This window comes from Vibrio sp. 1401, assembly GCF_033340295.1.
The window spans coordinates 25,576-51,754 of sequence record NZ_JAWOWF010000038.1 but is presented as its reverse complement, the minus strand read 5'-3'; the positions used below and the strand labels follow the sequence as shown (position 1 = coordinate 51,754).

Below are 26,179 nucleotides of genomic sequence, written 5' to 3'. Positions count from 1 at the left end.
AGCGTTCAATCTGAGCCATGATCAAACTCTTCAATTTAAGATTTTGTTCGGCTCAATGAATACTGAACATTACATAACGTAATGTTTGAATTGACTGTGCTGAATCCGAAGATTCAATGGTCACTTCGTTTCATTGAAACCTAATTTTATACCGAGGTATCTAATTGGATTATCATCAACGAGTGCCCACACAGATTGATAGGTCTATATTGTTAAAGAGCAACTCTTCTTTGTGATTGACATCACTTGGGAAGAGGCGGCCATTCTAGCGAGATAATTTATTGTGTCAAACACTTTCTTCAAATTATTTCGTTTTTCTTTTCAGCCTTATCAACTTCGCTTAACCCCTTGTGAGGCCTTGCCCTGTCGACGAGGAGGCATTATAGAGATCGCGCTCACATTGGCAAGTGTTATTTTTCAAAAATTGCAAAAACAATGGTTAAACGATGAGTTTTCGATCAAACCTTTATTTATTCAACTTTACCCCAAACTCTCACACAACTTATCCACAGAATTGTTCTTTGAGACGTGTTTTTCAAGTACCATAAATAAAGAAAGCTGCTTTATTGCAGCTATCTTTATTAAACTTAACCTAAACTCTATTTAAAGAGCATTATGGCTATATGCCAGACCCATCTTGTTCAGAGCCATCATCTTCGTGTAGGCCACATTCTCGCTTTAAGCCAAAGAATCGAGTTTCTTCCTCTGACATTCCCGGCTCCCATTTACGAGTAGTATGTGTATCACCAACTGAAAGGTAACCTTCATCCCACAATGGGTGGTATTTAAGGCCGTGTTGTTCTAAGTAGTAATGAACGTCTTTATTAGTCCAATCAATTACTGGTAGAAATTTAAACACACCGTTCTGAATTGATAGAATCGGTAAACCTGCACGAGATTTACTTTGCTCTCGACGCAGTCCAGAGAACCACGTTCCAACATTAAGCTCTTTTAACGCTCGACGCATCGGCTCAACTTTATTGAGCTTGTTGTATTTTTCAATTCCCTCTACGCCTTGCTCCCATAATTTTCCATATCGAGCTTCTTGCCAATTCGCACTTTCCTTGGCTCGATAAACTTTTAAATTTAGGTTGAGAGCATCTGTCAGCTCATCGATAAATCGGTACGTCTCAGCAAACAGGTAACCAGTATCGGTTAGAATGACGGGGATGTCCGCTTTGGCGCGAGTAACTAAATGAAGCATAACCGCGGCTTGAATACCAAAACTAGAAGAAACCGCGAACTCGCCTTCTAGATTATCTAAAGCCCACGCTACTCTCTCTTGTGCTGAAAGCTTTTCGAGCTCGACATTAATTTGAGCAAGACGGAGGATTTGCTCCGTCTTTGTTAATGTCAGTAACTCTGTGAGCTCCAGCTTGGATGCTACAGAATCAAGCATGAAAGTCCCTCTTTGATACGAGCACTTCTTGGATAATGCCAGCACGAATAGTGAAATCGCCAAAGGCTTCGCCTTCTTCACGCTCTTTCGACCATCGAGCCACCAGCAGATCAATCTCTTCTAAGATTTGCTTATCCGTGATGTTCTCTTTATACATTTTTGGTACTCGAGTACCGGCACGGTTACCACCTAGGTGCAAGTTGTAACGACCCGGCGCTTTGCCAACTAGACCAATTTCAGCCAACATTGCGCGACCACAACCATTTGGACACCCAGTTACACGCAAAATGATGTTGTCATTTTCTGGTAGGTTGTGCTTATCCAGAATCCCCTCAACATCAGTAACAAACTGAGGAAGGAAACGTTCAGCTTCTGCCATCGCTAGCGGACAAGTTGGAAAAGCAACACAAGCCATTGAGTTCTTACGCTGTTCACTTACGCCGTCGTCCATTAAGCCATGTTCACGAGCGATCTTTTCAATCTTCGCTTTTTCGTTTTTAGGTACACCCGCAACAATTAGGTTTTGGTTTGCTGTCATGCGGAAATCGCCTTTGTGGATTTTGGCAATTTCAGCAACACCCGTCTTAAGTGGTTTACCTGGAAAGTCTAATAAGCGACCATTTTCGATGAAAAGCGCTAAATGATATTTACCATCAATTCCTTCTACCCAGCCAATACGGTCACCACGTTCTGTGAATTCATATGGACGGCTTTGCTCAAACTTAACACCAGCACGTTTCTCGACTTCCGCTTTAAAGACATCGCTACCTACACGATCCAATGTGTATTTGGTTTTTGCGTTCTTACGGTTTGAACGGTTACCCCAGTCGCGCTGAGTTGTTACTACAGCTGCGGCAACATCAAGTGTCTTGTCCAGCGGAATAAAGCCAAAGTCGTCAGCGCGGCGCGGATAAGTTGATGTATCGCCATGCGTCATCGCTAAGCCGCCGCCGACCAGGACGTTAAAGCCTACCAGCTTACCGTTATCTGCAATCGCTACGAAGTTGAGATCGTTAGCGTGTACATCTACGTCATTTTGCGGTGGGATAACCACTGTAGTTTTAAACTTACGTGGTAAGTAGTTCTTGCCTAGAATCGGTTCGTCTTCTTCCGTGCTTTCTACTTTTTCACCGTCTAGCCAAATCTCTGCATAAGCGCGCGTCTTTGGTAATAGATGCTCACTGATCTTCTTCGCCCATTCGTAAGCTTCTTGGTGTAACTCTGACTCCACTGGGTTAGTGGTACACAACACGTTACGGTTTACATCACCCGCGGTTGCAATCGAATCAATGCCAATACTGTTGAGCGTTTGATGCATCAACTTAATATTCGGTTTTAATACCCCATGAAACTGGAACGTTTGGCGAGTCGTCAGACGAATACTTCCATATAAAGAGTGCTCCGTTGCGAACTTGTCGATCGCTAACCATTGCGTTGGCGTGATGATGCCTCCAGGCATACGAGCACGAAGCATCACATTATGTAATGGTTCCAGTTTTTGCTTTGTGCGTTCATTACGGATATCACGATCGTCTTGTTGATACATACCGTGGAAACGAATTAACTGGAAGTTGTCGGCAGTAAAGCCACCTGTAATAGGGTCCTGTAAATCTTGCTCAATAGTGCCACGTAATAAGTTGCTTTCTCGCTTCAGGCGCTCGTTATCAGATAGCGGCCCTAACTCTTCACCTAATACAACCTGCTTATTATTGTCCGTAGAAAAAGTCATTAGTAAACATCCCTCTGATAACGTTTCGCTTTACGTAGGTCATTAATAAATTGTTCTGCATCGTCACGCGGCATCTTGCCTTCTTGTTCAGCAACGATAACCAATGCGTCGTGCACATCTTTTGCCATACGCGTTGCATCACCGCAGACATAGATATAAGCGCCTTCTTGGATCCACTGCCACACTTGAGCTGCGTTTTCTAAGATGCGATGTTGTACGTAAACCTTTTCTACTTGGTCACGACTAAAGGCAACATCCAATCGGCTTAGTACTCCTGACTTGAGATACTTTTGCCATTCCACTTGGTACAAGAAGTCTTGAGTGAACGTGCGATCACCAAAGAACAACCAGTTTTTGCCTTCAGCATCGCGGTTTTCACGTTCCTGAATAAAGCTACGGAATGGTGCGATCCCTGTGCCAGGACCAACCATGATAATTGGAGTACTATCATCTTCCGGCAGTTTAAAGTTGTTGTTATGCTCAACAAATACTTTAACTTCATCTCCCTCTTCGAGACGCTGAGCTAAGAAACTAGACGCACCACCATATCGTTTTTCGTCGTTTTGTTCGTACTCAACCAAAGCAACCGTTAGGTGTACTTCTTCATCGACCTCTTCTTGGCTTGATGCAATAGAGTAAAGGCGTGGAGTAAGACGACGAAGCAAACCAATCAACTCATCTGCGGTTAACTTGGTTTTCTTTTCTGCCAGTACATCAACGATTTGAGTATTTGCAGAGTACTCGCGAAGCTTATCTTTATCTTCAACTAACTTTTGTAGCTTCTTGCTACCGGATAACTCGGCAAACTTTGTGATGAGCTGCGGGTTAGATGTTGTGATTTCATATTTACTCACGAGAGCACTGTGGATTGACAAGCTTTCACCATCAACGTCAACAGTCTCAACCCCAGACAAACCGACCTTACCAAGAATGGCATTTGCAAGTTCCGAGCTATTTTCAAACCACACACCTAGTGCATCACCTGGCTGATACGTTAAGCCCGAGCCTTCTAAGTCGATTTCTATATGACGAACGTCTTTTCCAGAGTCACGGCCCGTGATTTTTTGACTGGTCAGTAACGTCGCAGTGTACGGATTTTGTTTATTGTAAGGAGAGTGCGCAGTCGCAGCTTGACCCACAGGAAGTTGAACCACATCCGCTTCAGAGCCAGAAGAAAGTGTATCTTTTACCTTGTCTAACGCATTCTTACGCCATTCAGTTGCGGGGGCTTCATAATCCACATCGCAATCAAGACGCTCGATAAATGGAGTCGCGCCTAGCTTTGATAGGTAAGTGTCGAAGTCTTTACCGGTCTGACAGAAGAACTCGTAGCTAGAATCTCCCAATGCAATAACACCATATTGCAGGTTTGGCAGCTTAGGAGCCTTCTTCGATTGCAAAAACTCATGTAGCTCAATGGCATTGTCTGGCGCTTCGCCTTCGCCGTTAGTCGATGCCACAATAATGACATGCGTTTCTTTGGCTAAGTTTTTACCTTTGTAATCGCTTGCATCAAAAAGTTCGACTGCAATTCCTTCTGCTTTTGCTTCCTGTTCCAGAGCTTCAGCAACACCTTTAGCATTGCCCGTTTGGGAAGCAAAAATAATACTCAACTTACCTGCTGGCTTCGCTGATACGGCTGCCGTTGCTTGTGCAATTGGCGTTACCGCTGTGTTTGGTTGATTTTGAGCTAATCCCCAAAAATACCCACTGACCCAAGCAAGTTGCTGTGAAGACAACTCAGAGACAGTTTGTTGGAGTGAGCTAATTTGTTGGTCATTCAGAGGGCTTGCGATTGGAGGATTTCCTCCTTGCCCATTATTATCTTCAGACACATTCTTGTGAGAATACTCATTCTTTTGAAAAGACATTATCACGACATCCCTATTCATTGCGTGACGATAGAGTACCCACTCTCCTTAATAACAAGAAAGAATAGAAGTGAATGTTTTATAACTTTTTGGAAGTAAGAACGGCTTACTTTTTGCTCATCGATCTTCAATGCGGACTTGTTGAAAGCCTACTGCCATTGCCGATTTTGACGCAGTATCCAAATCTTCATAAAGACATTCTTCGCCGTGACTGTCCGTTAGAAAAACAAAACCACCGCGCGCATGTCTGAACTCTACAACCCAACCACCCTCTTGGATTGCAGGCTCAATAATCGCTTCGATAAGCTGATTTTCACGGAATAGATGTCTTAGTTCATTTATTGTCATCGCTATCCCTGTTTTAACTTTCACATTGCTCCTAGGTAAGCATGGTCTAAGTCAGCCAAATAGGGAGAAATTTCGATTAGATATAATGAAGTGATATAAAAAAACGCCGCTTATAAAGCGACGTTTTAAGTAAATCGAATATCTAACATGGCTGAGTTTAGAACGCGTATTCCGCACTCACAAAGAAGCCGTTAGCAAAAATAAACTCTTTCCCTAGATCCGACATGAATTTATCGGACTCTAAATCAATCACACGGTAACCTCCACGAAAAGCCAGTCGAGCTTTTTCGAGCGGTACATTGTATTGAACACCTGCCATGAAATCGGTGCTTTTGATACCTTTGTTGTCACCAAAGTTTATCTCACCAATCACATCAAAGTTTGTATCCGGAACTTGAATTTCTGCGTAACCATACCAAGCCCAAATCAGCTCATCAAATTCTTCTACACGCCTGCTTGAGCCAGCATCAATGTATTTAGTGTCACTTAAATTACTAAACGTGAGACCCGCATCAAAGTGCAATAAATCATGCTCTAGAACGTGGTAATACAAGGTTAAATCGAGCTTATCGAACCCCATGTAATCCGCATCAACACTTGAGTAACGAAGGCGCGCATTAGGGACGTATTTAACATCATGTTCAATCGCCGCGTAAAAAGTGCCTGCGGTACTGCTATCTCGTCTCACTTCATTAACTTTAGTGTCGGCAGCCCATACCTCTGCGCCGACTTTTGTCGATACAGAGTACTCTGCAAAAACAGGAAAAGATACTGCCAACGATAATGCCGTTAAAGCGATGTTCGCTTTATTTGTCATGTAGTATTTACTCCGAGATAGCTGATATTCACGTAGAGGACGTGAGAGGAAATATACCATATTCTCACGCCTCTCCATCAACTAAATGATGTTACTCATTATTTATAGCGGGGCTGAGCGACGTAATTCTTGAAGAACCAAATACCCAATGCAATCACGATTAACCATGGTAATAGTTTAAGTACCGCTCCAACCATTCCCAGTAAAAACATCACAACTAACGCAATACCAGTTGCTGCGAATACGGTCATCATTGTGATACCCGTAACCAACAAGGTCGCCGCAAAGACTAAAATAAAGATTAGCTCCAACATAATCACTTCTCCATTTGTTTTCAATAAACAGAGCAGTTTCCATACCAACTTACAGAAACGAAGTTAAGATTATGATTTTTAATAAAAAAACAAAGCCAGAGGCATTTCTGCACTCTGGCTTTATCATTCTTTAGTTGGTAATTTTAGCCATTCACTGGCGAATTTTACACATTCAATTCTTTTGGAATCTTAGCTAGCGCGTCTTGCAATACTTCTAGACCAGAACCTGGTTTGTGCGCATTTTCACTGATATGACGACGCCATTGACGAGCACCGGGCATGCTTTGGAACAAACCTAACATGTGGCGGGTAATATGACCAAGGTACGCACCTTTCGCTAATTGCGCTTCAATGTATGGATACATCTCTTCAACAATTTCGCTGCGTTTCTTCACTGGAGCATTAGAGCCAAACAACTCTTGATCTACCGATGCCAGTAAATATGGGCTTTGGTATGCTTCACGACCAATCATCACACCGTCAAGATGCTGAAGATGTGCTTTTGCTTCTTCTAATGATTTCACGCCACCGTTAATCGCAATCGTTAGGTGTGAGAAGTCTTGCTTCAATTGGTAAGCGCGTGGGTAATCCAATGGTGGGATCTCACGGTTTTCTTTTGGGCTTAGACCACTTAACCATGCTTTACGTGCGTGGATAGTGAACTGCTCACAGCCACCCTTTTCTGAAACAATAGAAACGAAATCCGTTAGGAATTCGTAAGAGTCTTGATCATCAATACCAATGCGAGTCTTGACTGTTACAGGGATATCGACCACGTCTTTCATTGCTGCGACACAATCCGCAACTAACTGCGGTTCAGCCATTAGGCAAGCACCAAATCGACCGTTTTGTACGCGGTCAGATGGACACCCCACATTTAGGTTAATCTCATCGTAGCCACGCTCTTGCGCTAGCTTGGCACACGTAGCCAAATCTGCTGGGTTTGAACCACCAAGTTGAAGGGCTAACGGATGCTCTTCTTCGTTATAAGCCAGGAAATCTCCTTTTCCATGAATGATCGCACCTGTCGTCACCATTTCAGTGTACAACAGGGTTTCTTTGGTCATTAAGCGATGGAAGTAGCGACAATGACGATCAGTCCAATCTAACATTGGTGCTACGGAGAGCCTGCAAGAATGAGTCATGATATAAACACCCGTTTTTATGTTGCCAAGGTCGAGCGCAGCAGTACGCTCAAAAAATAAGTCGGGTATTGTATACCCAAGCACCTCTGGGTGCTAGTTTCAGCGAGAATGATTTGGTTGGCTGACTAGCCAAGTGCTTAGGAATACGCAGAAGTAATACGAATCTGTCATTCGTTGATTCATTCTGTGATGATTATTCCGCCTTCACACCACCACCGACTTGCTTTAATTCATGATTTTCGTTTTGATAGTGGGTAAAATGAAGCATTTCTAAACGAACTTCGTATAGAAATGATTTATCATAGAGCACGTCCGATAGTTATGGTGAAAGGTTTGAACCCAACAATCATTGAACAAATTGAAAGTATCTGCGCAGAGCGTGGAGTACGACTGACTCCGCAACGCCGACGCGTATTTGAACTCATTTGTTCTAATCGCCGCGCCTCAAGTGCGTATGAGCTATTGGAGCAACTAAAAGAGAGTGAGCCTCAGGCTAAGCCGCCCACTGTTTATCGAGCATTAGATTTTCTCCTAGAGCAAGGCTTCATCCACCGAGTGGAATCGACAAATAGCTTTATTACTTGTTGTTCTTTCAATACTCAGCAGCACTTTTTCCAATTACTAATTTGCGATAAATGTGGTGATGTCGTTGAACTCGAAGATGAGACGCTGATATCCTTGTTAGCCGAAAACGCCGAGAAGCATGGATTCAAACTGACCAACCAAGTTATTGAAACTCATGGTGAATGCCAGGCCTGTTCCTCCGAGACGAAAGAAAAAGTATAGAAGAACGTTATGCGCGCTGAATTTGTAAACCCGTTTTTAGCTTCTTTAATGAACGTGCTAAAAACTATGGCTTCTCTTGAGCTGAAGCCACAAAAACCGCGAATCAAAAAAGATGAGATCGCACGAGGTGACGTTTCTGGTCTGATTGGTATGGTAGGCCCACAAACTCGTGGTTCAATGTCGATCACCTTTGATGAAGCACTCGCCCTAGAAATCATGCAGAACATGCTTGGTGAACGTCCAAATGGGCTCAATGAAGAAGTGACCGATATGGTGGGTGAGATCACCAACATGGTTACTGGTGGTGCGAAACGCATTCTGGCGGAAAGTGGTTTTGACTTTGATATGGCAACACCGGTTGTGGTTTCGGGCCGAGGTCATACGATTCGCCACAAGTGTGAAGGCTCAATTATTATCATGCCTTTCTCTTCCCAATGGGGAAATGCCTTTATCGAAATTTGCTTCGAATAAAAGAGAAAAAATAGGTTGGCACTGGCCAACCTATTTTGTTTTTGCCTCAGGCAATAAAAAGGTCAGCATTTGCTGACCTTTTCTTTATCTATTCAAACATTAAGCTTTGAACGCTTTAAATGCGTTGATTAGACCATTTGTTGAGCTGTCATGCGAGCTGATTTGAGACTCGTCTGCAAGCTCAGGTAGGATTTGGTTAGCCAGTTGTTTACCTAGCTCCACGCCCCACTGGTCAAAGCTGAAGATATTCCAGATAACACCTTGTACGAAAATTTTGTGTTCGTACATTGCGATCAAGTTACCTAGCGTACGAGGCGTGATTTGCTTCACTAGAATAGAGTTTGTTGGACGGTTACCTTCAAACACTTTGAATGGCGCAATCGCTGCCACTTCTTCAGCATTCTTACCTACTTTCACCAACTCTTCTTTCACGGTTTCTTCATTTTTACCAAACGCTAGAGCTTCAGTTTGCGCGAAGAAGTTAGACATCAGTTTTTGGTGATGATCGCTAGCTGGGTTGTGGCTAATTGCAGGTGCAATGAAGTCACATGGGATAAGCTTAGTACCTTGGTGAATTAGCTGGTAGAACGCGTGCTGACCGTTGGTACCTGGTTCACCCCAAATGATTGGGCCTGTTTGGTAAGTTACAGCATTGCCGTCACGGTCAACGTATTTACCGTTTGATTCCATGTTGCCTTGCTGGAAATATGCTGCAAAACGGTGCATGTATTGATCGTAAGGTAGGATAGCTTCTGACTCCGCACCGTGGAAGTTGTTGTACCAAATACCAATCAAAGCAAGAATCACTGGAATATTGCTTTCTAGATCTGTTGATACGAAGTGCTTGTCCATCTCGTGAGCACCATCAAGCAACTCAACAAAGTTGTCGAAACCTACTGCTAGTGCAATTGATAGACCGATCGCAGACCATAGTGAGTAACGGCCACCAACCCAGTCCCAGAATTCAAACATGTTCGCTGTATCGATACCAAATTCAGACACGGCTGTCGCGTTTGTTGAAAGCGCAGCAAAGTGTTTAGCCACATGAGCCTGATCACCCGCAGATTCTAGGAACCAATCACGAGCAGTGTGCGCGTTAGTCATGGTTTCTTGCGTTGTAAACGTCTTAGACGCGATCAAGAATAACGTCGTTTCTGGGTTAACTTTCTTCAACGTTTCAACGATGTGTGTACCATCAACGTTAGATACGAAGTGAAGGTTTAGATGATTTTTGTATGGCGCTAGAGCTTCCGTCACCATGTAAGGGCCAAGGTCAGAACCGCCGATACCGATGTTCACAATATCAGTAATTGCTTTGCCTGTGTAACCTTTCCATTCACCGCCGATAACGCGCTCAGTGAATGATTTCATTTTTTCTAGAACCGCGTTCACTGCTGGCATTACGTCTTCGCCGTCTACCATAACTGGAGTATTAGCGCGGTTACGTAGTGCAGTGTGAAGAACAGCGCGACCTTCTGTTTGGTTGATCGCTTCACCACTGAACATCGCTTCAATTGCAGATTTCAGCTCGGTCTCTTTCGCAAGAGCAAACAGGTGCTTCAGAGTTTCCTCATTGATGAGGTTCTTTGAGTAATCGACTAGGATGTCTGAGCCGAAACGTGCAGAGTATTTGTCGAAACGCGCTGCGTCTTGAGCAAACAGCTCTTTAAGATCCATATCTTGTGCAGATTCGAAATGCGCAGTTAGCGCTTTCCAAGCTTGTGTTTGCGTTGGATTGATATTTTTCAACATGGTCTTTATCCCGATGTTACAGTAGGTTCCATTCCTTACAGTCTAGCGAAAACTGTGGAATCCCCGATTTAGCAAATAGAATATAAATTAGATGTTTGGGCAAATTGCCACAAAACAAGTCTTTGTAATTTTTTTTCAGGCGCCAATTATGACCGAGAGCTTTTACACTCACATTGAGTTAGGTCACGTTCCCTGCCCTGAAATTGAACAATTCATTTACGATGACAAGAATCATATCATTTACTAATGACAGGCTCTAATTGGAATAGGATAGACGCCAATTTATAAATTTCCAAAGGAACACGTATGTGGGCACAAAAAACACTGCAATTAAAAGCGAGAAGCCGCGGTTTTCACCTGATAACTGATGAAATTGAACAACAATTACCACAAATAAACGAACTTTCAGTAGGTTTATTACACTTATTTATTCAGCACACCTCCGCCAGTTTGACCTTAAATGAGAATGCTGATCCAACCGTGCGTATGGACATGGAAGCGCACTTCAATAAGTTTGTGCCAGAGCGTGCTCCTTATTATCAGCACACCTATGAAGGTGACGACGACATGCCGGCACATATTAAAGCATCACTACTTGGCAGTAGTGTGACGGTACCAATCCAAAATGGTCGATTAGCTTTAGGAACATGGCAAGGTATTTACTTGGGTGAGCATCGAGACTTTGGTGGCGGCCGCCGCGTTATTGCTACGATTAACGGTGAGTAGATAAAACAAAGGCTAACCTTGGGTTAGCCTTTCGTTGTTTATTTGGAGTATTCCATCTCGACGCGAGGCGTTAGCTTAGTCACGAGTTCATACGCAATCGTACCAATGTGACCCGCCACTTCTTCTACTGGGAGCTCTTTCCCCCAAAGAATCGCTTCGTCGCTGACTTTATCCGTTGCGTCTGGTCCCAAATCGACCGTCAGCATATCCATGGAAACTCGACCTGCAATAGGTACTTTACGGCCATTAACCCACACCGGCGTACCGTTTGGAGCACTTCTTGGGTAACCGTCGCCATACCCTACAGCGATGACCCCAACTTTTGTATCTCGCTCACTGGTCCAAATACCACCATAGCCAACACTTTCGCCCTTCTTCACTTCACGTACCGCAATAAGGTGGGATTTAAGTGTCATGACAGGCTGATACCCAAGATCTTGCGCCGTTTTGTCATCGAATGGCGACACACCATACATGATAATACCCGGACGAACCCAATCTAAATGGCTTTGAGGCCATGCCAATAACCCAGCAGATGCCGCCAGTGAACGTTCCCCTTGGCAACCAGAAGTCAACGATTTAAACAGCTCAATCTGTTGTGGGGTAATATCGCTATCCAGCTCATCTGCACAGCCAAAGTGGCTCATGTAACGCAACGGTTTCGCTACATTTGGACACTCCTTCAGCCGCGTTACAAACTCGTCATATTGTTCAGGACGAACCCCAAGGCGGTGCATGCCACTGTCAATCTTCAGCCACACGACAACCGGAGTTTCAAGGTCTGCTTGCTCCAAGGCGATAAGCTGCTCTTCACAGTGCACCACGGTTTGGATGTTGTTCGTCACAAGAACAGGTAAGTCACCAGGAGAGTAAAAACCTTCTAGCAATAGAATCGGCTTTACTACTCCACAAGCGCGCAGTTGCAATGCTTCTTCAATACGAGCCACACCAAACGCATCCGCATGGTTAGCATGTTTTGCGACATGACGTAATCCGTGACCATAACCATTGGCCTTGACGACAGCCATCACTTTACTTTGTGGCGCTTGAGCTTTTACGCGCTGTAAGTTGTGCTGCAACGCAGACAAATCAATGCACGCCTTGGCCGCTTTCATATAGCTCATGGGATTACTCATCATCAATATCGAATGCAGGACCCGCGTAGTTGTCGAAACGCGAATGTTGACCTTGGAAAGTGAGGCGAACAGAGCCGATAGGACCGTTACGCTGTTTACCAATAATGATTTCGGCCGTACCTTTGTACGGACTATCTGGGTGATAAACCTCATCACGGTAGATGAACATGATCAAGTCGGCATCCTGCTCGATGGAACCGGATTCACGTAAGTCCGAGTTTACTGGTCGTTTATCCGCACGTTGCTCTAGGGAACGGTTTAGCTGCGACAGTGCCACAACAGGCACATTTAGCTCTTTTGCCAGCGCCTTAAGAGAGCGAGAGATCTCAGCAATCTCAAGAGTACGGTTATCGGTTAACGAAGGCACGCGCATCAACTGAAGGTAGTCGACCATGATCATAGATAGACCGCCATGTTCACGAGCGATACGGCGAGCGCGCGAACGCACTTCGGTCGGAGTTAGACCAGAGCTATCATCAATGTACATATTTTTCTTCTGTATCAGGATACCCATAGTAGAAGAAATACGCGCCCAATCTTCGTCATCTAGCTGACCCGTACGGATCTTGGTTTGGTCAACACGAGACAAAGAGGCCAACATACGCATCATCAACTGTTCAGCTGGCATCTCTAACGAGAAAATAAGTACGGGCTTTTCTTGTTGCATGGCCGCATTTTCACACAAGTTCATTGCAAAGGTCGTTTTACCCATCGATGGACGCGCTGCGACAATCACCAAATCAGAGCCTTGCAAACCTGCGGTTTTCTTATTGAGATCGGTGAAACCGGTATCGACCCCGGTAACACCATCTTGTGGCGTTTTATACAACAACTCGATACGTTCTAACGTCTTTTCGAGGATGTTGTCGACGTTTTGTGGTCCTTCGTTTTCACTAGTTCGAGACTCGGCGATAGCAAAAACTTTACTCTCCGCCATGTCTATTAAATCTTCAGAACTACGACCTTGAGGGTCATAGCCCGCGTCCGCAATTTCATTCGCGACACCAATAAGGCCACGAACAATCGCACGCTCAGCGACAATATCAGCATACGCATTGATGTTAGCTGCACTTGGCGTATTCTTCGCCAAGTCAGCGAGGTAAGCAAAACCGCCTACATCTTCTAACAACTCATGACGCTCTAGATATTCCGATAAAGTAATAAGATCGAGAGGTTTACCCGCTTCAAGAATGGTTTTTACACCTTCAAAAATCAGGCGGTGTGGACGACTATAGAAATCACTGCTCACAACACGTTCGGCAACGGTGTCCCAACGTTCATTATCCAGTAAAAGACCACCAATTACTGATTGCTCGGCTTCTAGTGAGTGAGGTGGCACTTTGATTGCGTCGACCTGACTGTCTGAAGGTTTGCGATTTCTGTTTTCCGCCATGACTTTGCTCGATAACTACTATTGACCCACGATTATAACCTTAACCTAACTGAGATGCTTCCCCGAAGCGACAATTACTTGTTAAGAAATCATCATGTGAACCACCCGGGTAATAGCCTGGTTCTTCCGCCTAGCTCTAATAAAAATTAACCTACCATTGACCCAACCAAATATCTGTATCAGTATCATGCCCCTCCTTTTTGATTACGTTCGAGGTTGATGTGTCCCGATACTGGTTACTTAGCTTTAGCCTACTGTGCGCTAGTGCATCGTATGCTGACGAATCAGTACAGCCAGAGCAAAATATTGATGTACCCGACCCACTAAAAACCGAGGTGGAGTTCGGCTATCAAGCTCACACAGGTAACACGGACTCTCGTTCCCTGAATGCTCGTTTGAGTGCTGAATATACGTCAGGTCGACACCGTTCTAATGGTGAATGGAAGTACTACAACTTGTACAAAGACGGTGAAGAAGACAAACGCTCATCCACCTACTCCCTACAGAGTGACTACAAGTTAGGCCCTAAGACGTATTTGTATGGCAGCTTTAAAGGAGTGGATTCTCGCTACAGTGCTTATTTTAAAGACTATACGTTGTCAGGTGGTTTGGGTTACCAGTTCTCCTACACTGAGAACTTCATTTTAGAGGTAGAAGTAGGCCCTGGTTTTCGCTATCAAGAGCCAAACTTAGACGAAATAGATGATGACGATATTGTCTTTCCCGATATCGTTAGAGAAGGCATTTTTCGAGGAAATATCAACACAACTTGGCATGCGTTGGATAATTTAAGTTTCGCAGCTGATATTACGTTGGTAACAGGTAGAAGTAACACACGTACTGATAGTGAACTCAGTGTAACCAATGATATTACTGAAGATATCGCACTGAAACTGGCGCACTCTCGTCAGTATCACGATAAAGTGCCTGAAGGCTTAAGCAAAGCGGACAGCGTATTTTCCGTTAATTTACTTTTCGCTTTTTAACCCTTTTTCTCTCAGTTTTAGAAATAAAAAAAGCACCTCCGAGGAGGTGCTTTTTAGTATTTCGTCTTGATACTGAATTACTCAGCAGCAACAACTTGTAGGTTAACTGTCGCGAAAACTTCAGAGTGAAGTTGAACGCTGATCTCGAACTCACCAGTGTTACGTAGAGCACCTTCAGGAAGGCGAACTTCGCTCTTAGCAACTTCAACGCCTGCAGCTGTGATAGCGTCAGCGATGTCACGAGTACCGATAGAACCGAATAGTTTGCCTTCGTCACCAGCTTTAGAAGCGATAACTACCGCTTCTAGAGCGTTAACTTTCTCTGCGCGAGCTTCTGCAGCAGCTAGTTGCTCAGCAACTTTAGCTTCTAGTTCAGCACGACGAGCTTCAAACATTTCAACGTTAGCTTTAGTTGCCATAACTGCTTTACCTTGTGGGATAAGGAAGTTACGAGCGTAGCCAGATTTAACGTTTGCAGTATCGCCAAGACCACCTAGGTTACCAATTTTATCAAGTAGAATAACTTGCATTGCTTAATCCTCTTTCTTAATAAAATGAACCGATTACTGATGCTTGTCAGTGTACGGTAGTAGAGCTAGGTAGCGTGAACGCTTGATAGCACGTGCTAGTTGACGCTGGTACTTAGCGCTTGTACCAGTGATACGGCTAGGTACGATTTTACCAGCTTCAGTGATGTAGTTTTTAAGAGTTGCTACGTCTTTGTAATCAATCTCTTGTACGCCTTCTGCAGTGAAACGGCAGAATTTACGACGACGGAAGAAACGAGCCATGGGCTATCTCCTGATCTTAAATTTGAGTAATGTTGTCGGCGTGTAACACTAATTTTCCCACGCCATTTCGGCCGGTTTGATAAGTGACAAAACCACTTACCTTAATGTTACTGCCTTGAACTAAATTCTGAGTTAGTGCTTGTGACCCAAGCCCGCTGACGACTACCGGCATACGACAATAAACTTGTCGAGGTAAGTCAGCTTCGATAATAGTAGAGCGATGCTCCAGCCAAAACCGACAGTGTTCAATGCCACCAGGGCTTTTACTACGAATGGGCGGTTTGGCAATGGTGCCGCTCAGCTCCATTCGATTGGCCATAAGAAAACTTACTCAGCAGCTTCTGACTTAGCTTCAGGCTTAGCTTCAGAACGCTCTTCACGACGTGGAGCACGCTCTTCTTTTTGCTTAAGCATGATAGATTGCTCAGTGATCGCTGCTTTAGTACGCATGATCATGTTACGTAGAACTGCATCGTTGAAACGGAAAGCAGTTTCTAGCTCATCAATTACAGCTTGGTCAGCTTCAACGTTCATAAGAACGTAGTGAGCTTTGTGAAGCTTGTTGATTGGGTAAGCCAGTTGACGACGGCCCCAGTCTTCTAGACGGTGGATTTTACCGCCAGCTTCAGTGATTGAACCAGTGTAACGCTCGATCATGCCAGCAACTTGCTCGCTTTGATCTGGGTGCACCATGAATACGATTTCGTAATGACGCATTGGTTGCTCCTTACGGATTATTCAGCTTCCACAAATGGCTCAGTCGTCCAGAGGAAGCAAGGAACTAAAGATAATTGACTGAGTTTAAGGAGCACGAATAGTACAGAAAGGGCGTAAAATAGGCAAGTGATTATTTGCTCATCGCAGCGGATATTTAATTTCGTCTAATACTAGAAAACACAAAGGCTGCCAACAACATGGCAGCCTTTAAAATCAGTGTGTTATTGCGCTGGCTTATCGGTGCTTAGTTAACTTCAGCCAGTTCAGCGCGCATTTGATCGATCACTTGTTTGTAATCTGGCTCACCGAAAATCGCCGAGCCTGCAACAAACATGTCTGCGCCCGCTTCTGCAATTTCACGAATGTTGTCAACCTTCACACCGCCATCGATTTCTAAGCGGATATCACGACCAGACTCGTCAATCATCTTACGAACGGCACGCAGTTTATCTAGTGTATGAGGAATGAATGATTGACCACCAAAACCAGGGTTTACCGACATCAGTAGAATCATGTCGACTTTATCCATAATAAATTCAAGACTTGCAAGTGGCGTTGCTGGGTTTAGTACCACACCAGCCTGACAGCCGTGCTCTTTAATTAACTGCAGTGTACGGTCTACATGATCAGAAGCTTCTACATGGAACGTAATCATCGACGCACCCGCTTTTGCGAAATCAGGAATAATACGGTCAACGGGTTTCACCATTAGGTGAACATCGATTGGCGCTGTGATGCCATAATCGCGTAGTGCTTTACACACAGGCGCACCAAAAGTCAGGTTTGGTACATAGTGGTTATCCATAACGTCGAAATGCACCACATCCGCACCCGCTGCGAGTACTTTTTCTACATCTTCACCGAGACGAGCAAAATCTGCCGATAAAATGGATGGAGCAATAAGAAAATCTTTCATACCTGACCTCAGTAGTAATGAGCAAACAATCTGCGCGCAATTCTACCGAAGCCAGTGGGGAGATCCACTATTTAGATATAATAGTGTGAGAATTAAGAGTTTGATTTATCCATGTCTGGGGCATGAAAAAGCGCAAGTAGCTCATCAACTTTATTACGACCGTTACCATTACGGCTAATGGTACGCTTTACTTTTACCACATTAAGATCCGCGCCGTGATACAACCGACGTGTCAAGGTAGTGTCGTGGTTAGAAATCAACACAGGAATGCCACGTTCAGTCGCTGTTCTTTCAGCAATGTCGGCTAATGCAGCTTGGTCGTCCAACGTGAAACCATTACCTGCGTATGAGGTGAAATTTGCCGTATTTGAAAGCGGCGCATAAGGTGGATCGCAATACACGACGCTCCCTTTGCGCGCACGACGAAATGTTTCAGGATAACCTTCACAAACGAACGTAGCTTTTTTGGCTTTTTCTGCAAAAAACTCCAGTTCCGCCTCAGGGAAATACGGCTTTTTGTAAGAGCCAAACGGTACATTGAAGCCACCTTTTTTGTTGTAACGGCATAGGCCATTAAAACCAAAGCGGTTCATATACAAAAACGCTAAAGAGCGGTACATCACGTCATCGGTTTTATTAAATTCAGCGCGAATGTGTAGGTAGGCTTCTTTGCGGTTGTTCTCAGCGACAAACCAACGCTTCGCTTCAGAGATATACTCTTCAGGGCGTTCTTTCAGCAGGTTGTACAGATTGATCAAATCTGGATTGATATCTGCAAGTAGATAATGGTCATAATCGGTATTCAGAAACACTGAGCCCGCACCAACAAAAGGTTCAACTAGCTTTCGAGCCGGCGGCAAATGACGTTGGATGTCTTCAACCAGTCCGTATTTTCCTCCTGCCCATTTAAGAAAGGCTCGTTGCTTTTTCATCTACTGCTCTATCTATCGACCAAAAATTAAGGCTGCGGAATGTAACATATTTTTCAGGGAAGCTCAGGTTTATTTCACTCGTTCAATTTCACGGTGAACCTGACGGAGTGATTTTGCCCAAGGACTCACCGACTTAACCGAATCTGGCAAGCTTGCGACGGCATCACGAGCCATTTGAATTGTCGGATAATCTTGATATGTGATGATATACCACTCGGTGTCATTACGAACGGTAGGATAAATTCGCACTTGATTATTCAGTTGATGCTCATTGAGAAAGGATTGTACATCTTCCATTGAGGTCATAGCTGCGAGTTGTAAAGTATAAGCTCTTGGCGATAGCGCTTTTAGTTCTTCACGGGCAAATGAAAACTTCACAACAGGTTGGTTTACGTCACCCTCTTCTGACTGAGCAGGTGCTTGCGCCATATCTTGATTCGGTTTTACGACTTTAATCAAAGGAGAGCTAGTTTCATCGGCGGTTTCTGTCTTCTCTATACTTACGACGTCATCAATCGCTTTTGTGTCTGCTGAATCAGTTTTACCTTCAAGCAATGCATCGACCACATTCGACTCAATCACCACTCTTTGTTGATTGTCATCACTGCCTACGCTCGCTACTTCTTCTGTCACTGCTGGCGGTAATGAATCAGAATCATCAACCGCACCAGACTTATCAGGACTGCTAGAACCATCGGTTACAGGTTGCAGTGAAGACTGCGCTGCACTGATTCCTGACTCTTCAAAAGTTGGAATAGCCGTTTGCTCTAAACTGCCAGCAATTTGCTGCGCCTTATCATCAGGACTTGGTTGACTAAGCATCCACCAATAGCCACCAGCAGCAAGCAACAGTAATACTAATACCACCAACGCAATATTCAGGGGTGAACCGACAATCGAGCGGATAATGATCCTTTTTTCCACTTTCATCTCTCCTAACGCCATGATGTCACCCGGTACTGGGTCGACTTTTTTAAATGCATCTCGAACCCATTTCTCAGACTCATCATCGACGTAGCGCGCAACAAGTGACTCAAAGAAACGACGAGCTTCCACTTCGGACAACATATCAATATCAAGCTCAACAGGCTTTATCTCTTGTCCATAACTGAGACGTGCTAGCAAACCTTCTAAACGTCCAGACTGTGTAAACAATAAGACATTGATGGTCCAATTTGGCTTATGGTGCGCCTCTAAGACCAGCATCCAAAGCTCAGAGATAAGTGTCTCACTCAATAAATGCGCATCATCTACAACAATTGCAATGTCACACGGCTCATCACCTAAAAGCCTTTCAAGGCTATCAAGTAAAGGCTCTTGCTGATTAAACAATGCGTCCGAAACTAGTTGACTCAAAATAAGGACGCGATGCTGCACATCGTCTTGATTAGAATGACAAAGTAACAAACATTGATTCTTGTTACTGGCACCCACTTCAAGGTATCGCTGCGCTAACCAAGATTTCCCGTACCCATCATGACCATTAATCGCAATGAGATTGGAACCAAAGTTAGTCAGTAGACCTAATCTATCAAGCAACTCGATTTGAGAATCTAATTCCAGTACGTGAGCAACACTCATCTAATAACCTTAATACACTACAAGAATGACGCCCAAAGGCGCCATTACAAGGTTAAATATCGCGACCGAAGTCTATTGCCTGCTTGAGTACGTCTTGCGTCGTATCAGCAATTACCTCGGCAGTGCCAATGCCTGTAGGCAAAACCAATCGTAATTGACCAGAGAGGACTTTCTTATCTCGCATCATGTGCTTGATGAAGTCATCGAAATTCATACTGTCTGGAGTATGCACAGGCAGTTTTGCACGACGCAAAATCGCAACAATACGCTCAAATTGCTCTTCCGAGATCAGACCGCGTAGATGCGACGTTTTGGCCGCCATAACAGTGCCGGAAGATACCGCTTCACCATGCAGCCAATTGCCATAGCCAAGTTCCGCTTCAATCGCATGACCAAAGGTGTGACCTAAGTTAAGCAAAGCACGGATGCCCGATTCTTTCTCATCCTGAGCCACCACTTCCGCTTTTATTTCACAGCAACGTGCGATCGCATAAGTTAGTGCTTCTTCATCCAACGCATACAAGCGCTCAAGATTGTCTTCTAACCATACAAAAAAATCTGCATCGTAAATAATGCCGTACTTAATGACTTCGGCGATACCCGCAGCGAACTCACGTTCAGGCAACGTCGACAGGCAGTTGGTATCAATGATCACGGCTTTAGGTTGGTAAAACGCACCTATCATGTTCTTACCCAACGGATGGTTAACCGCGGTTTTTCCACCAACCGAAGAGTCCACTTGGGATAGTAATGTGGTCGGTATTTGAATAAAATCGACCCCACGCTGGTAACAGGCAGACGCAAAACCCACAAGGTCGCCAATAACACCACCACCTAACGCGATGATCACAACATCACGAGCATAACTCCCTTCCAGTAAGAAGTTCATTACTTGATTAAATACATCCAAGTTTTTGTACTGTTCACCGTCAGGCAATTCTAACAAGGATGCACTACAACCGAGCTGCTCGAGTTGCTTTAAAATTTTGTCTGCATACAAAGGCGCCACTGTGACATTACTGATCACAACAACTTTTTGTTTTGCATTTTTGTTTGAGAGAACTTGAGAGAGGTACGCCGGGTCCTCAAATAACCCGGCGCCAATAGAGATTGGGTAGCTACGCTCAGCTAGGTTGACCGTAATCCGTTCCATCGGTTTGCTCCAATTAAAAAAAAGATAAAGACTTATCTCTCTTCTAGCATTTTTACGATCTGGTTGGCTACCACTTTTGCACTTTGATCGTCAGTGCGAACAGTGTAATCCGCTACTTCTTCATATAAAGGATTACGTTCTTCAGCTAATTGCTCCAGTACTTCGCGAGGGTTATCCGTTTGAAGTAAAGGACGCTTCTTGTCGCGGTTTGTACGCGCAAGTTGCTTTTCAATCGTCGTTTCTAAGTAAACAACAACACCACGTGCCGAAAGACGATTGCGGTTTTCTTTGCTCTTAACAGAGCCACCGCCAGTCGCAAGCACGATGCCTTGCTCTTGTGTTAGGTCTTCAAGTACCGCTTCTTCACGCTTGCGGAAGCCTTCTTCACCTTCTACATCAAAAACCCAAGAGATGTCTGCACCAGTGCGTTCTTCGATCACTGTATCGGAGTCAACAAACTCCATATGCAGTTGCTGTGCTAGATGTCTACCAATTGTACTTTTGCCGGCGCCCATTGGGCCAACAAGGAAAATATTACGTTTCTCAGCCATGTTTAGCAGTAATTTACAACATTGATTCAATAAGATCGCCACAAGAAAACACAGCTAAACTGCTGTTCTACAAGGCTTGTGGCACCAGTTCCTCACAGATAATTCGTGATAAGACCCGAAATTATCCAAGCATGGTGCCACTATTGCAACTTTATTTTTGATTTAATCAGTTTTTCCCGAGACAGAACTACTGAATCACCACCTTAGGCGTGACGAAAATTAACAGCTCACTTTTGCCAACATTCTCATAACTTCGACGAAAAAGAGCACCTAATAGCGGCAGGTCGCCCAACAAAGGTACTTTGTCCACCGAGTTAGTAATGCTGTGCTGAAAAATACCACCAAGAACGACCGTTTCACCGTTATTCACTAACACTTGCGTCCCGATACGTTGAGTATCAATCGCAACAGCTTCACCAGTGCCTGTCTTCACGACTTGTCCAGGTCTATCTTGCGTGACACTTAAATCCAACACTAAGCGGTTATCCGGTGTGATTTGCGGGGTCACTTTCAAACTTAATACCGCCTTTTTGAACGTCACCGTCGTTGCACCACTTGATGATGACTCAAGATAAGGAATCTCTGTACCTTGTTCAATATAGGCAGGCTTCTTATTGGTAGTGATCAAACGTGGGCTCGAGATAATCTCAGCTTTAGACTCTTGTTGCAGAGCAGAAAGCTCAAGATCCAACAAGGTGTCTGAACCTAACTTCGCAACTTGGAAAGCAAGACTGGTCGCATTCGGACTGGTTGCAGCTAAGTTTACATTTAGGAAGTCATCGATCCCTACTCCATCACCGTCACCACCGTCATCACCCCCTTCTCCATTATAGAGACCGATCGTGGCAAGGTTGTTCTCAATAGAACCGCCCACTGTATTACTGCCATTAATAGACGTAAAACCCCAACGAATACCTAGCTCGTCCATGTTACCTTCATTGATGGTCACAATACGCGCCTCAATTTGAACCTGTTTAACTGGAATATCCAAAGACTCAATAATTTCTCGAATCACCTCGATGTTTTCAGGTAACTCTCTAATCAATAACGAGTTAGTTCGCTCATCAATGGTCATACTGCCGCGCTCTGACAGCATGCTGATATTTCCTTCTCCATTGATCATCTCCGCAATGTCTGATGCTTTAGCAAAATTAACTTTGATGATTTCAGATGAAAGCTCTCCCATTTCTTCCGTCAGTTTTTGTTTTTCTAACTGCTGCTTCTCACGCAAGTCCAGCTCATCAGTCGGAGCAACTAAAATCACGTTGCCATCAACACGCTTATCTAACCCCTTAACTTGCAAAATAATATCCAGCACTTGCTGCCAAGGGACACCATCAAGACGAAGCGTGAGGTTGCCTTCTACAGAGTCGGAGACAACCAAATTGAATTGGTTGTAATCAGCAATAAGCTGCAAGACGTTTCGCACAGGAATATCTTGGAAGTTAATCGAAATAAGCTTACCTTCTCTTTCTAAAATGCTTTTATCTGGGGCTTTCTCATTGGGTTTGATCTTCGCTACTTTGATTTCCAAAAAACGCCCCGTTAAACGGTAATCATGCATGTATTCTTCATTGATGTGCGCAACCAAGCGCGTCGTCGAGGTGTCGCGAAACACTTCTACGCTCTCAACCACAGTCGAAAAGTCTTTCACGTCTAGGAGATACAATTGCTCGTCTTTTACTGAAGTGTTAAGCAAATCGATACTTAACCCTTCCTGTACACGCTTGATATCTACAATCGCGGCCGGTGACGCCAATTCGACGACAATCACGGCGTCTTTATCTTTATTAGTTCGAAAGTCGATACTTTTTAGGGCATTGGACGAAACTTCTTCTGCTGCAGCTAAAGGGGCTAAAAATACAAACAACCATAAGGAGAAGAGCCCAGTAAGTATCCTTGGTGTACGTGTTAATCCTTGTCTCATTTTCATTACTCAATATCAAAAATAAATGGGGCTATCTCAAAGCCAACTTAACTTTACGTTTTTGCCAACATCCTAAGCCGTCGGGCAACGTTTCATTAATCAACAAATAGGAGTGGCTGACATGGGTCACTTTGCCATTATTGCGTCCAAGGTATTGACCCGGCTTAACTTTATAGACGGTGCCATTGGGAGCCTGAACGAGGCCAGAAACCGTGTTATCCATGCCCATGACCCCTTTCAAACGTAATTGGCTTAATGGGAATCTTTCTAATTTTCCAGTTCGCCTTCTTGAGGGCGGTTGCCAACAATCTTTTCTTGCAACTGGCTGAGTCGCGATGGTGGCTTCTTTGGGTAATTCAAAGGGTGCACGCTGTACTTCCGGTGCGTACGTGACTGCAACATACTTGTCTACGGGCTTAAGCTTCTCGACCTCTCGACGCGCCTGTGTTTCCACTCCTCGAATAAAATCCGTCAATGATTCATCATTCGCCTGGCAACCCATCAATAGAGAACCCATCAGTACCAGCAACAAAGACTTACTTGTCATTTTTCGTCTCCTCCGGCTTAAACTGATAGGTGTTAGCGCGCACCCGAAAGTGCAGGGTTTCGCTCTCTTGGCTGACACGTTGCCAAGTCACATCTTTAAACGTGATGATTCGAGGTAGCGTCGCTATCGCCTGAGAAAAATGGCCGATGTCATGAAAGTCGCCCGTTAACTCTATGTTTAAAGGGAGACGATAAAGGAAGTGCTCTGATTGTTTTTCGCCCCAGTCGATTCGGGTGAAAGTCAGCTTATTGTCGATGCCAAGTTCATTCACTGAAGCGAGCATTGTAGCCAGCTCTTTTTGCGCAGGCAGTTGCTGCAGTAATAACTCGTAACGGGTGGTAAGTTCATCCAATTGAGATTGAAGCTGAGGCAACGCTGCCACTTTGTTCGCTTTGATCTTCAATGCCACCTTGAGTGTCTGCTCCTGCTGGATCAAGTGATTCAACTGTTCGTCTTTCGGTTTAAGGTAAAACCAATAACCTAAGCCTTGAATCACCATGATCAGAAGCGCGATTACTATAATCTGGGGCAACAATGGCCACTCGGCCATTTCATCGATTTCGAGATCCTGCCAATCAACCACGTTGAGCCTCCAATTTCTTCTCCGTTACTTTGAACATGAAAGACACTTTGAATGTTTGAAACTCTTTCCCAAAACGGGCTTTGCCGTGAACGATGGAATGCATTTCTACGTCGTTCAACTTGGCCGAGCGCTCCATGTTGTCCAGCATCGTGGCAAGTTTTGGAGTGCTATCTGAGATCCCAGAGATCTCAATTTCCAGATCATTCATTTTGATCTTGTCGACATATACACCTTCAGGGATAACGGCAGGCATTAAGTTCATGAACTCGGTCGTTTTGTTTCGTCCGTTTTGTAAACCTTCAACTACCTTTAGGCGTTCGAGGATTTTGCTATGCTCTTGCTCTGCAATTTTCATTGCTTCAATACGCAGGTCGAGTTCGGCAATGTAGTGAGTGAGGTAATCGAGCCGCTCCTGTTGTTGATCTTGTTGGTACTCAAAAAACTTTCCAATACCCCACTGGATGCCAACAGCGACCAACATGCCTAATGCGACCAAACTGATGAAACGACGTCGGTGCTCTTCTCTTTGACTCTCTCGCCAAGGAAGTAAATTAATGCGATAAAGCACGGGCGCCTCCCAGCCAATGAATGCCACGAACGGCCAGTCCGGCTGCTGTTGAGAAATGCTGCCAATCCACAGCACGACGCTTACGCTTAGACACCTTCATCTCAAATAGCCCTAGCGGATTTAGCAATTCACACTCTAACGACAATTGTTGAGACAACCCCTCTGCGAGCATGGGAGTGGAGGCCCCTTCCCCTGATAACCAGATACCCTTGATGTTTTGTGAGCCATTGATTGAGGTATAGAGCTGCATCTGGCGCTTTACTCGCTCTACGATTTGACGGTTAAACAGCTCTGTTTTCTCCTGAGCATCATCGGACAGAAAATCGACTGGAGAAGCGCAGTTTACTCCGCGTGTGCCGTAAGCAAACTCTTTGTGAAACAGTTCACCTTGTTCGGTAAACATGGTGAAGGAGCTCGATAAGGTGCCAATATCGAGTAAGCAGTATTTGTTTTTGTCAGGAAAGCGATCGGCGGTGAGCTTCCAGATATGACCAAGGCTTTGCGAATGCACGTCCACTAAAACAGGTTTTAGTCCGGACTTTTGTAATGCATCGACTCGGCCTTCTACCACATCTTTTCTTGTCGCAAACACTTGATAGCTATCACTGCCACTCTGCCCGCCCTCAGCGCGAAGACGAACGAAGTCTAAACTCAGCTCTTCGACAGGGAATGGCGATTGATGAGAAAAGGCTTGTATCACTGCAAACTCAACTTCACTCTCTTCAAGATTTTGTTCTATTTGCAGTTTCTTGCTAATTACCGAGTTATCAGGAACTGAGATCGCAACTTTTTTAGCGCCAAAAGGCAGTTCTTTTTTTATCTGCTTGAGGGTCTTTACAATTTCTTGATGATTTATGGTGTTATTTTCAGCGACAATACCTTCCTTTAGTAATATTTCTTTGTAACCCAACAGAGCGTAATTGTTGCCTGTGGGTTTAAGTACTACGGCTTTGAGGCTGTTATGGCCTATATCGATGCCGGTAACGATTAGCTTATCCATCTCTTACTCTCGCTCCGAAATTTCTTCGTGCAAAGGTTGT

28 protein-coding genes are annotated in these 26,179 nt (G+C 44.5%); 4 read left to right on the top strand and 24 right to left on the bottom strand.

Features of this window, described 5'->3' with window-relative positions:
* Positions 1–619 precede the first annotated feature (619 nt).
* The 7 genes from R7Z77_RS17670 to dusA form a co-directional block, all read right to left on the bottom strand.
* Positions 620–1,399 carry a phosphoadenylyl-sulfate reductase gene (locus R7Z77_RS17670; protein WP_005382748.1) on the bottom strand — a complete coding sequence of 260 codons (780 nt, stop codon included), beginning with the start codon at positions 1,397–1,399 and terminating at the stop codon, positions 620–622.
* Complete coding sequence (cysI, locus tag R7Z77_RS17665; RefSeq protein WP_005381260.1) at positions 1,392–3,128, bottom strand: assimilatory sulfite reductase (NADPH) hemoprotein subunit; 1,737 nt, start codon at positions 3,126–3,128, stop codon at positions 1,392–1,394. Before cysI ends, R7Z77_RS17670 begins: the two co-directional genes overlap by 8 nt.
* Complete coding sequence (locus R7Z77_RS17660; RefSeq protein ID WP_005381262.1) at positions 3,128–4,999, bottom strand: assimilatory sulfite reductase (NADPH) flavoprotein subunit; 1,872 nt, start codon at positions 4,997–4,999, stop codon at positions 3,128–3,130. The genes cysI and R7Z77_RS17660 overlap by 1 nt, the downstream gene beginning before the upstream one ends.
* A 117-nt stretch (positions 5,000–5,116) precedes the next feature.
* Positions 5,117–5,347, bottom strand: coding sequence for a hypothetical protein (locus R7Z77_RS17655; protein WP_005381264.1), 231 nt, complete (start codon positions 5,345–5,347; stop codon positions 5,117–5,119).
* A gap of 157 nt (positions 5,348–5,504) precedes the next feature.
* Entirely contained in the window at positions 5,505–6,164 is a 660-nt protein-coding gene (locus R7Z77_RS17650; protein ID WP_005381265.1) for a TIGR04219 family outer membrane beta-barrel protein, read from the bottom strand.
* A 98-nt stretch (positions 6,165–6,262) separates the two neighbouring features.
* A complete protein-coding gene (gene pspG, locus R7Z77_RS17645; RefSeq protein WP_005381266.1) occupies positions 6,263–6,478 on the bottom strand; it encodes an envelope stress response protein PspG in 216 nt (71 codons plus the stop codon).
* A gap of 164 nt (positions 6,479–6,642) precedes the next feature.
* On the bottom strand, positions 6,643–7,623 hold the full coding sequence (gene dusA, locus R7Z77_RS17640) for a tRNA dihydrouridine(20/20a) synthase DusA (protein WP_017821727.1): 981 nt from the start codon (positions 7,621–7,623) through the stop codon (positions 6,643–6,645).
* Between the two features lie 321 nt (positions 7,624–7,944).
* On the opposite strand from dusA, the gene zur reads away from it, so the two are divergent.
* Both zur and R7Z77_RS17630 read left to right on the top strand, forming a co-directional pair.
* A complete protein-coding gene (gene zur / locus R7Z77_RS17635) occupies positions 7,945–8,409 on the top strand; it encodes a zinc uptake transcriptional repressor Zur (protein WP_005381268.1) in 465 nt (154 codons plus the stop codon).
* Between the two features lie 9 nt (positions 8,410–8,418).
* On the top strand, positions 8,419–8,880 hold the full coding sequence (locus tag R7Z77_RS17630; RefSeq protein ID WP_005381269.1) for a chemotaxis protein CheX: 462 nt from the start codon (positions 8,419–8,421) through the stop codon (positions 8,878–8,880).
* A 99-nt stretch (positions 8,881–8,979) separates the two neighbouring features.
* Here R7Z77_RS17630 and pgi read toward each other — a convergent pair whose 3' ends face one another.
* Positions 8,980–10,632 (bottom strand): glucose-6-phosphate isomerase, encoded by a 1,653-nt coding sequence (gene pgi, locus R7Z77_RS17625; protein WP_005381270.1) that lies wholly within the window; start codon positions 10,630–10,632, stop codon positions 8,980–8,982.
* 306 nt (positions 10,633–10,938) lie between these two features.
* Between pgi and R7Z77_RS17620 the strand changes: the two genes are divergently transcribed.
* Positions 10,939–11,358, top strand: a complete 420-nt coding sequence (locus R7Z77_RS17620; protein WP_005381271.1) for a secondary thiamine-phosphate synthase enzyme YjbQ — start codon at positions 10,939–10,941, stop codon at positions 11,356–11,358.
* A gap of 38 nt (positions 11,359–11,396) precedes the next feature.
* Here R7Z77_RS17620 and alr read toward each other — a convergent pair whose 3' ends face one another.
* Positions 11,397–12,473 (bottom strand): alanine racemase, encoded by a 1,077-nt coding sequence (gene alr, locus R7Z77_RS17615; protein ID WP_031777284.1) that lies wholly within the window; start codon positions 12,471–12,473, stop codon positions 11,397–11,399.
* Between the two features lie 13 nt (positions 12,474–12,486).
* Positions 12,487–13,887 (bottom strand): replicative DNA helicase, encoded by a 1,401-nt coding sequence (locus tag R7Z77_RS17610; protein WP_318136776.1) that lies wholly within the window; start codon positions 13,885–13,887, stop codon positions 12,487–12,489.
* 221 nt (positions 13,888–14,108) lie between these two features.
* On the opposite strand from R7Z77_RS17610, the gene R7Z77_RS17605 reads away from it, so the two are divergent.
* On the top strand, positions 14,109–14,873 hold the full coding sequence (locus tag R7Z77_RS17605; RefSeq protein WP_005381276.1) for a DUF481 domain-containing protein: 765 nt from the start codon (positions 14,109–14,111) through the stop codon (positions 14,871–14,873).
* Between the two features lie 77 nt (positions 14,874–14,950).
* Here the strand turns inward: R7Z77_RS17605 and rplI are convergent, their stop codons facing one another.
* The 14 genes from rplI to pilM all read right to left on the bottom strand — a co-directional run bounded on the left by rplI (position 14,951) and on the right by pilM (position 26,139).
* Positions 14,951–15,403 (bottom strand): 50S ribosomal protein L9, encoded by a 453-nt coding sequence (gene rplI, locus R7Z77_RS17600; RefSeq protein WP_005382760.1) that lies wholly within the window; start codon positions 15,401–15,403, stop codon positions 14,951–14,953.
* Positions 15,404–15,436: 33 nt separating this feature from the next.
* On the bottom strand, positions 15,437–15,664 hold the full coding sequence (gene rpsR, locus R7Z77_RS17595) for a 30S ribosomal protein S18 (protein WP_000090472.1): 228 nt from the start codon (positions 15,662–15,664) through the stop codon (positions 15,437–15,439).
* A gap of 16 nt (positions 15,665–15,680) precedes the next feature.
* Positions 15,681–15,983, bottom strand: coding sequence for a primosomal replication protein N (priB, locus tag R7Z77_RS17590; protein WP_005381298.1), 303 nt, complete (start codon positions 15,981–15,983; stop codon positions 15,681–15,683).
* Between the two features lie 8 nt (positions 15,984–15,991).
* Positions 15,992–16,381: a 30S ribosomal protein S6 gene (rpsF, locus tag R7Z77_RS17585; protein ID WP_005381299.1), complete on the bottom strand. Its 390-nt coding sequence runs from the start codon at positions 16,379–16,381 to the stop codon at positions 15,992–15,994.
* 244 nt (positions 16,382–16,625) lie between these two features.
* A complete protein-coding gene (rpe, locus tag R7Z77_RS17580; protein WP_042523676.1) occupies positions 16,626–17,297 on the bottom strand; it encodes a ribulose-phosphate 3-epimerase in 672 nt (223 codons plus the stop codon).
* A 92-nt stretch (positions 17,298–17,389) separates the two neighbouring features.
* Positions 17,390–18,229, bottom strand: coding sequence for a Dam family site-specific DNA-(adenine-N6)-methyltransferase (locus tag R7Z77_RS17575; protein ID WP_005381301.1), 840 nt, complete (start codon positions 18,227–18,229; stop codon positions 17,390–17,392).
* A gap of 69 nt (positions 18,230–18,298) precedes the next feature.
* Positions 18,299–19,810 carry an SPOR domain-containing protein gene (locus tag R7Z77_RS17570; protein WP_318136775.1) on the bottom strand — a complete coding sequence of 504 codons (1,512 nt, stop codon included), beginning with the start codon at positions 19,808–19,810 and terminating at the stop codon, positions 18,299–18,301.
* A gap of 52 nt (positions 19,811–19,862) precedes the next feature.
* Positions 19,863–20,963 (bottom strand): 3-dehydroquinate synthase, encoded by a 1,101-nt coding sequence (gene aroB / locus R7Z77_RS17565; RefSeq protein WP_005381318.1) that lies wholly within the window; start codon positions 20,961–20,963, stop codon positions 19,863–19,865.
* A 32-nt stretch (positions 20,964–20,995) separates the two neighbouring features.
* Positions 20,996–21,514: a shikimate kinase AroK gene (aroK, locus tag R7Z77_RS17560; protein WP_005381319.1), complete on the bottom strand. Its 519-nt coding sequence runs from the start codon at positions 21,512–21,514 to the stop codon at positions 20,996–20,998.
* A gap of 187 nt (positions 21,515–21,701) precedes the next feature.
* Positions 21,702–23,447 carry a type IV pilus secretin PilQ gene (locus R7Z77_RS17555; protein WP_031779065.1) on the bottom strand — a complete coding sequence of 582 codons (1,746 nt, stop codon included), beginning with the start codon at positions 23,445–23,447 and terminating at the stop codon, positions 21,702–21,704.
* A 25-nt stretch (positions 23,448–23,472) separates the two neighbouring features.
* Positions 23,473–23,988 (bottom strand): pilus assembly protein PilP, encoded by a 516-nt coding sequence (locus R7Z77_RS17550; protein ID WP_005381321.1) that lies wholly within the window; start codon positions 23,986–23,988, stop codon positions 23,473–23,475.
* The gene (locus R7Z77_RS17545) at positions 23,978–24,571 is read right to left on the bottom strand and encodes a type 4a pilus biogenesis protein PilO (protein ID WP_064354357.1); all 594 of its coding nucleotides are present in this window, start codon (positions 24,569–24,571) and stop codon (positions 23,978–23,980) included. Before R7Z77_RS17545 ends, R7Z77_RS17550 begins: the two co-directional genes overlap by 11 nt.
* Positions 24,564–25,139 carry a PilN domain-containing protein gene (locus R7Z77_RS17540; protein ID WP_064354358.1) on the bottom strand — a complete coding sequence of 192 codons (576 nt, stop codon included), beginning with the start codon at positions 25,137–25,139 and terminating at the stop codon, positions 24,564–24,566. The genes R7Z77_RS17545 and R7Z77_RS17540 overlap by 8 nt, the downstream gene beginning before the upstream one ends.
* Positions 25,123–26,139, bottom strand: a complete 1,017-nt coding sequence (gene pilM, locus R7Z77_RS17535; RefSeq protein WP_064354359.1) for a type IV pilus biogenesis protein PilM — start codon at positions 26,137–26,139, stop codon at positions 25,123–25,125. The genes R7Z77_RS17540 and pilM overlap by 17 nt, the downstream gene beginning before the upstream one ends.
* Positions 26,140–26,179 lie beyond the last annotated feature (40 nt).